The organism is Mahella sp. (genome assembly GCF_020054945.1).
Lineage (GTDB): Bacteria > Bacillota > Clostridia > Mahellales > Mahellaceae > Mahella.
Genome location: NZ_JAIHAU010000050.1, coordinates 1 through 12,989, shown reverse-complemented (window position 1 = coordinate 12,989; position 12,989 = coordinate 1). Strand labels below are relative to the sequence as shown.

The following is a 12,989-nucleotide window of genomic DNA, read 5'->3' as shown; positions in this document are numbered from 1 at the left end:
GGTATAATGTATTATCAAATAAAATTCAATTTTGGAGGTTTGAGTGATGAAGAAACAATTGATAGGAATTGCTTTGATTTTATTAGGAATTCTATTAAGGACTTTGAATTTATTTACCGATACTTCGATAACGATGTTTATCGGTTTAGTATTGGGCATTATTGGCCTGTTTATCGTGATTGCCTATGCCATAGATGAAGGGGATAAATAGTTTGCATGCGTGAGGCCGATCATTCTAGTTAAAATTAACCAGATGAAGTTTTGATATATACAGTTAGCCGTCAACATACGAAGTTATCGCAGGCCAAAAAAGGCCGATAAAATATTATCATGCGTTTTTTTCGGCAGATAATCGGCCTTTTTGGAGCTAAAAAGGGCCAAAAAGAGAGTAAAAACGCAATATAAACTGTATTATCATGAGTTATTATCATGCGTTTCCATACTGTATCAAAACAAGGTTATTTTCTTGTAAAAAACAAAAATATACAAGAAGGCAAGAAATGTATCTCTTGCCTTCTTTCTCATAGCACAACTCAGCCTATGGGCGCGGCCCCGGCGCAGGACATACCGGGTACGCTTTTCTATCCCCAAAATGGTCTTTGCCTATTTGTGCATCGCTCAAATTAAAATAGTCATATCTCAAAACGTTTTTGCCAGAAGACGTTATAGGATCATCCCATGTTGTATCTAAATGATAACATTTGCCGTTTATCTTGACTATATTCCATGCATGTCCGCCTCCTGACACAACTGTGCTTTCTATACCTGCCATATTAAGTAATAATTTGGTCGCCCATGCATAACCCTCACAAACAGCAACGCCTTTTATTAAAGCGCCGTATGGAGAATATGATTCATCAGGAACAGTATTGTTATCATAATTTTTTTCATCATAACGAACATTATTAACTATATAATCGTGTACTGCTTTTTCTTTCTGCAAATCTGTCATGCCTGGTTTGATTATCTTGCTTATTATAGTTTTGGCTTTCTCATAATATTCTTTCATCTGTGTGGAATCATTGGAAATTACAAAATCAACATGAGAGCTAATTGCAGCTGAAAGTTGTTCCTTATTATAAACTATAAGTCTGCCACTGGCATCTCTCGCATCTATTTCGATTGGGAAAATTTTAGAACTAACCAATATATTTTCATTAGCATCCAATGCATGAATTTTTGCTAAATAATTCCCCCTATCCATGGATGAAGCACCAAGAAGGAAAGGAATATCAAAAGATGCCTTTCCATCGTCATTCAGTGAAAAACCGGTAGTTATCCAACGATACTCCTTAAAACGGGATAAAGAATCTCCTGTAGGATAAGAAATGGACATTCTATAAAAGACCGCGCCTGGCACATTATCTGTAATAAAACCTATGGTTTTTGTTATAGAACCGTCATATGTCGTCTGATCTTTAACATCCATTTGATATATATTAATTGTTTCAGGAGTGAATAGTTTCAATACAGCCGTATCAGAAACAGCGCCTTCGCCGCCCACAATAGTCACCTTATCAATAGTGAGGCCTGATTTTATTATATACGCCGAAACGCCTTTATCGACTTTGTCTCTGCCGCATAATAACAGCGGTTGGCCTTTCTTGGCCGCTAGAGGCGCAGCAGCCAGCACATCGGCGTAATCATAGCCGGTAGCGACAAACGCACCGTCTCCAACGCCGCCGTACGCTTTGGCTATCTCAAGAGCGGTCAGTTCTCTGTTGCCGCCGTATATCCGCCTGACGGTTATGCCCATGCTCTTGAGCTTGTCGGCTATGGCTTGCGGTATGATCTTGTCACCGCCCAACACATCAACCTGCTCTATCTGCATATCTTTCAGAGCCTGAAGCGTGGCAGCCGGCATGGTCGAGCCATAGACAAACAATATAGGCATGTTGTTGGCGGCGGCAATCGGGGACATAGCCAGCGTCAGCAGAAACGCTATAACCACAATTATCGCAAATATTCTTTTACGCATTGAGTTTTTTGTCTCCTTTCCGTATCACACATATATCTGCCTGTATTATACAATATATATCAGGAGACCAGCAAGCGGAGAATGTTCCCGGCCTGCTCCAGCCCAGTATTTCCGCTATCCGCTAACGTGGCGATTTGGGCTTTTAAGCTGTCCGGCAGCAGTCTTTCATTTTGAGCCGATACTGCCTTGCTCTCGTACATCTTGAGAAACTGGCCCCGCACAACATCCGGCCTGTCGCTCAAGCATATTTCCTCCCAGCCCATGAAAGTACTCAAAAATTGTGATGTGAGGATGTGATTACCTTGAGCTGTCATATAGAATAAATAACTGGGGTGCGCCGGTTCTGCGCTAGCTATATAGCTCGGTGAGATACTGAATCCGGCAAAGTCCAGCCAACAGCCGGTACCCGCTTCTGGAGCCGAAACCGCGAGGCAAGGCTTAAGCGTGAAGAGGGGAACAAGAGAGCCGCAATGCGAAAGCGTGAAGTAATTCAGCTCCGTTAGTAGCATGCGTTGAAGCCGATGCTGTGCTATGAGCAGCATCCGCAAACATTAATGGTAAGAATGCGGAGGTTCAATCGGGGTTCTAGAGCGTGGCGAGCTTGTGAGGTATATCTGGCGTACCCGGCAGGTCTCGTAGGTCCTCGAAAGAGTATGGGAGGTAAGCGTTTTGTAAACGGAGCCGAACAAATGACCTGCGAGAAGTCGGACTGGCTCATAGTAGTGGTGAAACGCGCGAAAGTGCGCGGAGCGAAGGGTCAGCTAACACACATTTCTGCAGAGCAGAAACATAACCACTGCACAGGAGGCACGAAAAGAAATGGGAACAAATTATCGCTCTTCTTATTTTCATGCTTAATACCTGGGCATTAATCTGACAAAAAATTTCCCGAAACGCCTGGTAACTAGAGGTTTTAGGGACACGACTTTTTTAGAGCTTCCGAAGAAACGAGATAGGAATATATCTTTGGATATATTGCAAATATTTATTTACTATATTATAATTATCCCAGCAAACAAATAACAGTTTTGCTGCCAGGAATTTAATAGATTTTCAACATAGTCAATACAGCTTTCCTAATAAAACCTAATAGAGGTGGATGTTGGAGGCAATGCTATGTCAGACTTATTGAAGGAAATTATGACCCTGGACGGGTGTACAGCAAGATAGCAACCAGCACAAGCGATAGTGTCATGAAAACAGCATACACCAGCAGATTTAACGATCCCTTCCATACTGCTTATACGTATTACGGATGGAATCAGTATTTCTAAAAACACACTATAGGTCCGAAGTTGGGGGTAGGTACTGTGCCTGCCCTCAACTAAACATTATAAGGGAGGAGTGATTCACATCAGACAGATTCTACATAGAGCATTTTTGCTAATAGCTGTTTTTGCTGCCGTGGCGGCAATGGTTGCTCTCTGTTTTACCACGGTAGCCCAATTTTATATTATGGAAACAGTGGATCCTGATTTCCTTTCCGACAACTCTGTTAAGGTTGAAATTTATCAAATTAACGATGGTGAGCCCTTAGTTCAAACAAAGGACTTGCTTGAGTACTTCTCTTTACAGGGCGGAAGTTTGATTGTTTATAGGAGTTATCCCATTGCAAACGGAAAGGCTGTTTTCCTTTCCGGCGATACTGGATTTAAGCCGAATATCATAGAGGGACGCAGTTTCTCTACGGATGACTTTGAGCAGCAGGCAGCAGTGGCACTTATCGATGCAGGAATCCGTGACAGGTGCATTGAGAGAGATGGAGAGCTTTATTTCCTGCATGAAGGTAATGAATACAAGGTCGTCGGTATCTATAAAGCCCCAACTGTCAGACAATACGGAGTGTGGGGCGATACTTCCGGTGCCTTATACTATGTGAACATGGCTGCCGCAATAGGTAAAAATCTTGACACGCCTCTTAACGGCGTTTATTTCATAGACGCAAAGGAGAAAAGCATGGATTACTTTGACGGACTTGCGGCATATGCTAAAAAAATCAATCCGGAAATCAATATGCGAGCCGAAGTAAACTCAGCTTCAACGTCCCAAAATCTTATCCAATCCATTCGCGAGACACAGGTCTTAATCATAGCATTCGCATTAACGATTATTTTAGTTTTATTAAATGTTTTCAGTACGACATATTACTGGCTTGAGGGCAGGTATAAGGAATTGGCAGTAAGAATCATGTCGGGTGCCGGAACACCCAGCCTTCGCAGGATGCTACTTCGTGATTATCTTCTGATTGTCACCATCGGCTATGGTATCGGTTTGGCGCTGGCGATAATAATCATACAAGCAGGCTTGTTTCCCTTTATTGGTGAAAGCGTTTATATGTCCGCAGTTGTTGTGGGTTATCTGCTTTGTTTGGCAGTGGGAATCGTTACTGGGTCGATTGCCTTGAGTTTACGATTGAAACAAGAAATCATTACGCAGATAAGGGGGTAAGGATTTGGAACAGCTCAGATACGCCTGGGAAGATATAAAGGATCAAAAAATACGGAACTTTGTTCTGTTTATACAGATAACCGCCGCTTTGGTACTGTTTAGTATCATTGTTTCTGTCATGGTGCAGGCAAGCAGTTACCGCGAAAAATTGAATGGGATTATCGAAAGCCAGGAAATTTATTTAATTCGCGATTTAACCGACCAAAGCACGCTGGAGCAAATATGGGCAGACCCAGATAGTTCGGCGAAATTCAGGGAGCTCTATCAGTATATGAAGCATAACCCTTTATTTGATACCTATACAGCCGACGCTCAGCGTTTCATGTGGCTGGCTGAGGACAAGTCCCCAAAGTCCTTAGCCGTTCAATCCAGCCCACCCAGCAATGGCTATAATCTATTGAAAATTGATGATAAGTTTATGGACATATACAAACTGCAATGTGTAGAGGGATCGCTTTTCACTAAAGAGGATTTCTCAACTACAGGAGAAACAATCCCGCTCTTGTTGGGTTATGATTTTCGTTCTTTTTATCAGATAGGTGACATAATCGAAGATGATGAAGAAGGATTTCGTTACCATGTGGTCGGTTTTTTAGAGCAGTCGTCTTATTTTATTCAGCCCGGTAAAGACAATGAAATATACTCACTGGATAGATGGTTTGTCATTCCTGTTCAATCGGGTCTCGATGATTCTTATGAGTATGATTCTGCTATTATGTCAACCTATATCATCACGGATGATCCGTCTAATTTGCAGAAAATTCAACAGAAGTCAACCGAGCTTGGATTGTATACTTTTGAGTTCAGAAGCTTTACGGAACAGATGGAACGGATGCAAGAAGATATGGATCTTCAGATCAAGATTATGGGTCTAATGTTTTCGGTTGTACTCATATTCAGTATGATTGGCCTTATCTCCAACCTTGTGCAGTTTATTGATACCCACACAAAAGAATTTGCCATTCATATGCTCTGCGGAGGCCAGGTATCATCAATCATCCGCCGGATTCTAACACAAATCATCTTAATATTCATCCCGGCCAATGTGATTGTGTTTGCAATCCATGGAGCCAGCTCCATAACCCTTGCGACCATTGCCTTTGGTTTAGTGATTGGATCACTCATCATGCTTTACCCGGCAATAAAACTGTCGGCAATAGGAATAAATGAACTGCTTAGAAGGAGTGAGTAACTTGAGTATTATTAAAGTGGATAATCTTGTCAAAACATATGGTAGCGGCGAAGCAGAAGTAAAAGCGCTGCAAGGAGTGTCACTGACAATAGAAGAAGGTGAAATGATTGCTATCATGGGACCATCTGGGTCAGGAAAGTCAACACTTCTGAATATCCTTGGCTGTTTGGATAAACCCACCAGTGGCCAGTATTATCTTAAATCTCGGCCTATTATGACATTTAATTCAAAAGAAATGGCAGTACTTCGTAATCAGATTTTTGGCTTTATTGTACAGGACTTTGCTCTGGTAGACCGTTATAGTGTCTACAAGAATGTGATGATTCCCCTTACTTATTCCAAAAAGCCCATCCATTCTAAGAAAAATAAGATCGAAGATGTACTATCCCAATTAGGAATTTTAGATAAAAAAAATGTCTTGGCTTTAAAACTTTCAGGCGGTCAACGCCAGCGAGTAGCTATCGCCAGAGCCATTGTTAATGATCCGGACATTATCCTGGCCGATGAGCCTACAGGCGCATTGGACAGCAAAACCGGCAATGAAGTCATGAATATTTTTAAGAAGCTAAACAATGCGGGAAAAACTATCATCATTGTAACCCATAATTTTGATGTAGCATCTTTCTGTCACCGAATAATTGAGATTCGAGACGGAAAAATTGTTTAATTAATTGGAAACGGAGGAAATCCTTAATCTGCACTTCCTTAAAATAGATCCACACCCCACCCGTAAAATCGTTGAAAGATTGCCAAGGAAGGGGTGTGCATTGTATCATTTGATAGTAGATTAGCCAAATAATCCACAATAAACATGATTTCTATGTAATCATCGTAAACTATCACCTTGCGAACACAAGCCCGAATGATGCGTTTTTGCTTTTCCGGGCTTTTATTTTTTATGTCTGAATCTTTTTACTATTCGTTCGAAGAAGTGCGGACGAAATTGGAGCAGCACATTAATCATTTGTGGCTGACGGCTTTCTCACCAGCGCCATAATACCCGCTATAAGTATCAAGATGCCAGGTATTATATAAAACATGGATATGGATATGAAACCGCCTATACCGGCAACCAAAAGCATTACTCCTGCTACCTTGGGTTTGCCTTTTACAATAGCGGCGCCTACAATAGCTAAAATGCTGAACAATGCTGCCGCCCAACCCAAACCAGTAACGGTTGATGCTCCTTCAGCCTCAAACACTGTCCCAACGCCTCCGACAAACAATGCGATCAGCGATGAAAAAATACCTATAATACCGCCGATCAACCCTAAGACAAACTCTGCTGTACGCTTCATAAAACATACCTCCATAAATTTTATAATCTTTATGGCTATACTATAGCACATTATATGGTGATATTAGTTGCATTTATAGAAAAATATCTAAATATTTCTTCGTAAAAAACGTGTCAAAAACTTCGGTAGTTCTATTTTTCATGCTATAATATCATATAAGCAAAAGATATTTGACTGGGAGTGCGGAGCATGGAGAGCGAATCGTATGCAAATAAGGAAGTATCCTTAAATAATTGGTATGTGTTATTTGTGATGACCGGTCAGGAAGATAGCGTGCGCAAGAGGTTGGAGTACAGCTTTGGCTTGGAAACGATAAAGCCTTTGTTGCCGCGGCGTATGCTCATAGAGCGCAAAGGCGGCAAAGTGTATGAGAGGGTGCACACGTTATTTCCGGGATACGTATTTATTCATACCCCTGTTATCGACGATGTTTATTTTAATATAAAGCGGATTCCGGGAGTTATAAAGCTGCTTAAAGATGATACATATCCCATATCTGTAGCACCTAATGAAATGCAACCGCTGCTGGCATTAACCAAAGCGTGTGAGATTATAGGGTTGTCTACATGTTCCTTGATAGATGGACGCATAATCGTTTTAAAAGGTCCACTTAAAGGATATGAAGGCATCATAGTAAGCGTTGATAAACGCAAAGGAAGGGCTAAAGTGAGGATGAATATAATGGGATATGAACGCTTGGTCGACCTGGGCCTCAATATAATAGGACTGGTATAATGCGATTAGGCGAGCTATATTGAGCTAGTATTAGCAATCGAGACCTAATCACCTATTATGACCGTAGAAGAACATTGGCAGTGTAAAAACGGATATGATATAATACACAATACAAGTACATTTGTGCTCCGAATGTGTACAAAGGGGTGCTGCAAAATGGCGGAGAAAAACATATACTTTTTGGTAGATAGCGCTGTATTGCCCAAGGTCTTCACAGATGTGATAGAGGCTAAGAAATTGCTGCAAAGCGGCAAGGCCAAAACTATAAATGAAGCGGTTAATAGAGTGGGTATAAGCCGCAGCGCGTTCTATAAATATAAAGATGCTGTTTTCCAATTTACCGAGGGTAGCCGAGGTAAGATAATAACTATAGCATTGATGTTAGACCATATGCCCGGCGTTTTATCAAACGTACTCAATGTTATAGCAAAAATGGGGGCCAATGTGCTGACCATAAATCAAAATATACCTATACATGGTATAGCCAATGTAACTATGGCCGTGGATACCAAACAGCTTAGAGCTGAAAGCGATAAGCTTATTTCAGAGCTTGAAGGGCTTCATGGTGTTGAGAAAATAGAGCTGTTAGCAGAAGAATAAGTTATTTATGTTCAAAAAGAGAGGTAATGTATATGGCATATGTGGCCGTAATGGGACATGGGACAGTGGGATCAGGCGTGGTAGAAGTGCTGCGCAAAAACAAAGACAGTATAGAAAAAAAGGCCGGCGAAAGCATAACATTAAAGAAAATATTGGATAGAAAACCGTTCTCAGATTTACCATATAGCGATCTTTTTACCACTGATGCCGAAGAGATATTAAATGATGATGAGATACAGGTTATTATAGAAGTAATGGGCGGTGTTGAGCCGGCATACACCTATGTTAAGCGTGCCCTCATCAGTGGAAAGCATGTGGTAACATCCAATAAGGAGCTTGTGGCTGAACATGGTGCAGAATTGCTTCGATTGGCCAGGGACCATGATGTGAATTTCTTTTTTGAAGCCAGTGTAGGCGGTGGAATACCGATAATACGCCCTCTTAATCAATGCCTGGCAGCTAATGAAATATCCGAGATCATCGGCATATTGAACGGTACTACCAATTATATATTGACGCAGATGCGCTTGCATGGCAAGACGTTTGAGCAGGCCTTAAAGGACGCTCAAGAAAAAGGCTATGCTGAAAGCGATCCATCAAATGATATAGATGGCTATGATGCTGCTCGCAAAATAGCCATACTTGCTTCTATAGCGTTTAGTAGGGCGGTTAGTTACAGAGATGTGTATACCGAGGGCATATCTGCCATAACGCGGTTGGACATGATCTATGCCGATGAAATGGACTATGCTATAAAGTTGATAGCAATGTGCAAGGATATGGGAGATAAGCTCATGGCCAGGGTATCGCCGCTCATGATCCCGAAAAGCAGTCCTCTGGCTACCGTAGACGACGCTTTTAACGCTATATTGGTGCGCGGAGATGTTATAGGGGATGTAATGTTCTACGGCATGGGTGCAGGCAAATTGCCAACGGCCAGCGCGGTAGTGGCCGATGTGATAGATGCAGTTAAACACTTGAAAACGCGCAAAAAAGAGGTATGGGCAGACGGCGAAGGTTACCCTGTTATAGATATAAGCGATGTTAAGAGCCGGTATTTCATAAGGGTTGCATATAAAGACAGATCGGATGCCGTAAACGCTGTTAGAGAATTATTCGGGGATGTAAACATGGTATTTTGCAATGACCCAATAGTAAAGAATGAATTTGGCTTTATATCGGATGAAGAACCTGAATTCATGCTTAACGACAAGATGGCTATATTAAGCGACCACGATGCTATCAGCGATGTTGTAAACCGCATACGAGTAGAAGATAATTTATAGGAGGCCGATTATGTGGAACGGACTTATAGATAGATACAGAGATTATTTGCCGGTAAACGACGCTACGCCGGTGATAACGCTGAATGAAGGCGATACGCCGCTCATAAAGGCGCATAATATAGAGAAGGAATTGGGCGGCATAGAGCTTTACCTGAAATATGAGGGGTTAAACCCTACCGGTTCATTTAAAGATAGGGGTATGACCATGGCTATATCCAAAGCTGCAGAAGAAGGGTCTAATACCGTTATGTGCGCCTCTACCGGCAATACGTCGGCATCTGCGGCTGCTTATGCGGCCAGGGCCGGTATGCGCTGCATAGTGCTTATACCCAATAATAAAATAGCATTGGGCAAATTAGCTCAAGCCATGGCATACGGTGCGGAGATAGTGGCTATAGACGGTAATTTCGACCAAGCGTTGCAGCTGGTAAGGGAAATAACCTCGTCGCATCCCATAACGCTTGTAAATTCCATAAACCCATTCCGCATAGAAGGCCAAAAAACAGGGGCATTCGAGGTATGCGATCAGCTTGAGGGAGCGCCGGACTATTTGGCGATACCGGTTGGTAATGCCGGCAATATAACGGCTTATTGGAAGGGATTTAAACAATATTATGAAGGTGGAGTTATAAGTGTGCTTCCTAAAATGCTGGGTTTCCAAGCGGCTGGTGCAGCGCCTATAGTGGAGAACAGGATAATAGAGCAGCCGGAGACCATCGCAACGGCTATACGTATAGGTAATCCGGCTAGCTGGAAGGGAGCAAGCAATGCTATAACGGAATCCGAAGGCCATATAGATAAGGTAACCGACGATGAGATACTCGAAGCTTACAAACTGCTGGCCAGTGCCGAAGGTGTATTTGCAGAGCCTGCATCATGCGCTTCTGTGGCAGGCGTTATAAAATTATCACGCCGCGGATTTTTCAAGAAAGGTCAGCGCGTTGTTTGTATTTTGACGGGTAATGGTTTAAAAGATCCGGATACCGCTATAAAATTAGGTGGCCAGCCTAAAGTATGGCCGGCTGATTTAAGGGTATTGGAACAAGAACTGCTCGGTTAAATGATTTCTGAAAGGACTGGCTTAATGATTAGAGTAAAAGTGCCGGCTACAAGTGCGAATATTGGAGCCGGATTCGATTGTTTGGGTATAGCTTTGGATTTATATAATATAATAGAAGCAGAGGAAATAGAAAGCGGGCTTAAAATAACTATACCAGAATCGGATAAGGGATATATAGAAACCGATGAACGGAATTTAGTCTTTATATCGATGAAACGCTTATTCGATGAGGTGGGATATCGGCCAAAGGGCCTGCATATCAATCTTATAAACAATATACCTATCACGCGCGGGCTTATAGGAGGCATGACGGTGGCATGTATAGTAGAGGGAGAAGTAAAGTATGTGCGCATAGACCTGCCAGATTATATAAAGCTGCTGGTTATGGTACCGGACTTTCAGCTACCTACATCGGAGGCGCGTGCCATACTGCCTCAGAACGTTCCGATGCAAGATGCGGTATTTAATATAAGCAGAGCAGCTTTATTGACGGCATCGCTTATAACGGGACGGCTGGATAATTTGCCGGCAGCCGTAGATGACAGGCTGCATCAACCTTACCGAAAGGGCCTCATACCGCACTGGGATGAGATAATGTCCAAAATGGCAGAATTAGGTACAAAGGGTACTTTTCTGAGCGGTGCCGGTCCCACTTTAATAACAATAATGGATAAGGATTATGATAATATACGAGCAGAAACGTGCAAATTCTTAGCTGCTTTTGAGCAGCATTGGGATGTATATATAATGGATGTTTGCCGTTATGGCGCAGAATTGCTTGCACAAGGGAAAGGAGAGATAGTTTGTCGTTAATAGTTCAAAAATATGGGGGTTCATCAGTGGCCAACGCCGAACGTGTAATGAATGTGGCCAGAAGGATAAAGGCTGTTAAAGAGGCCGGAAACGATGTGGTAGTAGTGGTTTCGGCGCAAGGCGATACTACCGATCATCTGATGGACATGGCCGTGGAAATAAATCCTAATCCGTCCAAACGCGAATTAGACATGTTGCTTTCTACCGGTGAACAGATATCTATAGCGTTGCTAGCTATGGCTATAGAAGGTTTGGGCTTACCTGTTATCTCGTTGACAGGCCAGCAGGTGGGCATAAAAACCAGTAATTTGCACACCAATGCCCGAATAGAGGCCATAGATGGCAGCCGCATACGCAAGGAGCTAAACAGCGGCAAGATAGTGATAGTAGCTGGTTTTCAGGGTATGGACGATAATGACGATATAACCACCCTTGGAAGGGGAGGTTCAGATACCACTGCAGTAGCATTAGCTGCAGCTCTAAACGCTGATATGTGTGAAATATATACTGATGTGGATGGTGTATATACCGCTGATCCTCATTTAGTACCAAATGCTCGTAAGCTGGCTGACATATCATATGATGAGATGCTGGAAATGGCTAGTCTCGGAGCAAAAGTGTTGCACAACCGCTCGGTAGAGCTGGCCAAGAATTTTAACGTTCCTTTAGTTGTAAAATGCAGTTTTAATAGTAATGATGGCACATATGTAAGGGAGGAATCAATTGTGGAAAAGATGGTAATCAAGGGCGTAGCCCATGATGTTGATATAGCCCGCATAGCGGTTATAGGGGTAGCTGATAAACCTGGTATGGCGCATAAGCTTTTTAAGGCACTGGCTGATCAAGGGATAAACGTGGATATAATACTGCAGAGCATAGGCCGTGGCGGTACAAAAGATATATCGTTCACAGTGAGCAAGTCAAATTTGAAGCAAGCTGTAGATATTATAAAGGGCTTATTGGATGAACTTGGCGCTACGGATGTTAAGTATGCAGAGGATATAGCTAAGATATCAGTGATAGGGGCTGGTATGGCCAATAATCCTGGGATAGCGTCCATGATGTTTGAAGCATTGGCTGAAGAGGGCATAAATATAGAAATGATAAGCACGTCCGAAATAAAGATATCCTGTTTGATACCTAAGGAGGACATAGAAAGAGCGGTGAAAGCAGTTCACAAAAAATTTCGGCTGGATTCTGTCGCTTGACCTATTATGCGATTAAGCTTATAATATAATAGTTGTAACAAGTTGTGTGCCTGTAGCTCAGTGGATAGAGCGTCTGGCTCCGGACCAGAAGGCCGCAGGTTCGACTCCTGTCAGGCACACCAAAAACAAAGCTTAACATAGCGGTTTGTAGCCAACCTACAAGCCGTTTTTTTGCTGTTTATGCTTTGACTGAACAATGTAAAACGAATTACATAGAAAAATAATTGGAGGGTTTTATGGCAAGGTTTACAGAACTTCTTACTCCGAAAGACATGACTCAAGGCAAGCCTTGGAAGAGAATTGTGGAGTTTGCTATACCAATGCTGATAGGCAATGTAGCTCAACAACTTTATAATACGGTTGATTCTATC

General features: G+C 42.4%; 13 protein-coding genes and 1 tRNA gene. 11 read left to right on the top strand and 3 right to left on the bottom strand.

The features are described 5' to 3' along the window. The first annotated feature begins 46 nt into the window (after positions 1–46). On the top strand, positions 47–211 hold the full coding sequence (locus JG770_RS09275) for a hypothetical protein (protein WP_291958143.1): 165 nt from the start codon (positions 47–49) through the stop codon (positions 209–211). A 327-nt stretch (positions 212–538) separates the two neighbouring features. Here the strand turns inward: JG770_RS09275 and JG770_RS09270 are convergent, their stop codons facing one another. Both JG770_RS09270 and JG770_RS09265 read right to left on the bottom strand, forming a co-directional pair. Further along, a complete protein-coding gene (locus JG770_RS09270) occupies positions 539–1,978 on the bottom strand; it encodes a cell wall-binding repeat-containing protein (RefSeq protein WP_291958141.1) in 1,440 nt (479 codons plus the stop codon). A gap of 59 nt (positions 1,979–2,037) precedes the next feature. Next, the gene (locus tag JG770_RS09265; RefSeq protein WP_291958138.1) at positions 2,038–2,241 is read right to left on the bottom strand and encodes a hypothetical protein; all 204 of its coding nucleotides are present in this window, start codon (positions 2,239–2,241) and stop codon (positions 2,038–2,040) included. Between the two features lie 1,081 nt (positions 2,242–3,322). Between JG770_RS09265 and JG770_RS09260 the strand changes: the two genes are divergently transcribed. From JG770_RS09260 to JG770_RS09250, 3 genes are read left to right on the top strand one after another with little or no spacing between them, the layout of a single operon-like run. Further along, positions 3,323–4,426 carry an FtsX-like permease family protein gene (locus JG770_RS09260; protein WP_291958136.1) on the top strand — a complete coding sequence of 368 codons (1,104 nt, stop codon included), beginning with the start codon at positions 3,323–3,325 and terminating at the stop codon, positions 4,424–4,426. A 4-nt stretch (positions 4,427–4,430) separates the two neighbouring features. Beyond that, a complete protein-coding gene (locus JG770_RS09255; RefSeq protein WP_291958133.1) occupies positions 4,431–5,618 on the top strand; it encodes a hypothetical protein in 1,188 nt (395 codons plus the stop codon). Between the two features lies 1 nt (position 5,619). Next, complete coding sequence (locus tag JG770_RS09250) at positions 5,620–6,285, top strand: ABC transporter ATP-binding protein (RefSeq protein WP_291958131.1); 666 nt, start codon at positions 5,620–5,622, stop codon at positions 6,283–6,285. A gap of 289 nt (positions 6,286–6,574) precedes the next feature. On the opposite strand, the gene JG770_RS09245 is transcribed toward JG770_RS09250, so the two are convergent. Next, positions 6,575–6,916, bottom strand: coding sequence for a DUF4064 domain-containing protein (locus tag JG770_RS09245; protein WP_291958128.1), 342 nt, complete (start codon positions 6,914–6,916; stop codon positions 6,575–6,577). Between the two features lie 189 nt (positions 6,917–7,105). Here JG770_RS09245 and loaP point away from each other — a divergent pair, with 189 nt between their 5' ends. The 7 genes from loaP to JG770_RS09210 all read left to right on the top strand — a co-directional run bounded on the left by loaP (position 7,106) and on the right by JG770_RS09210 (position 12,740). Then, entirely contained in the window at positions 7,106–7,651 is a 546-nt protein-coding gene (gene loaP / locus JG770_RS09240) for an antiterminator LoaP (RefSeq protein ID WP_291958126.1), read from the top strand. A 156-nt stretch (positions 7,652–7,807) separates the two neighbouring features. Then, positions 7,808–8,251, top strand: a complete 444-nt coding sequence (locus tag JG770_RS09235) for an ACT domain-containing protein (RefSeq protein WP_291958123.1) — start codon at positions 7,808–7,810, stop codon at positions 8,249–8,251. 32 nt (positions 8,252–8,283) lie between these two features. Continuing rightward, positions 8,284–9,537 carry a homoserine dehydrogenase gene (locus tag JG770_RS09230; RefSeq protein ID WP_291958120.1) on the top strand — a complete coding sequence of 418 codons (1,254 nt, stop codon included), beginning with the start codon at positions 8,284–8,286 and terminating at the stop codon, positions 9,535–9,537. A 7-nt stretch (positions 9,538–9,544) separates the two neighbouring features. Then, the gene (gene thrC, locus JG770_RS09225) at positions 9,545–10,597 is read left to right on the top strand and encodes a threonine synthase (protein WP_291958146.1); all 1,053 of its coding nucleotides are present in this window, start codon (positions 9,545–9,547) and stop codon (positions 10,595–10,597) included. A gap of 24 nt (positions 10,598–10,621) precedes the next feature. Continuing rightward, the gene (locus JG770_RS09220) at positions 10,622–11,410 is read left to right on the top strand and encodes a homoserine kinase (RefSeq protein WP_291958117.1); all 789 of its coding nucleotides are present in this window, start codon (positions 10,622–10,624) and stop codon (positions 11,408–11,410) included. Then, complete coding sequence (locus JG770_RS09215) at positions 11,401–12,618, top strand: aspartate kinase (protein ID WP_291958115.1); 1,218 nt, start codon at positions 11,401–11,403, stop codon at positions 12,616–12,618. The genes JG770_RS09220 and JG770_RS09215 overlap by 10 nt, the downstream gene beginning before the upstream one ends. 46 nt (positions 12,619–12,664) lie before the next feature. After that, a tRNA-Arg gene (locus tag JG770_RS09210) sits at positions 12,665–12,740 on the top strand. Positions 12,741–12,989 lie beyond the last annotated feature (249 nt).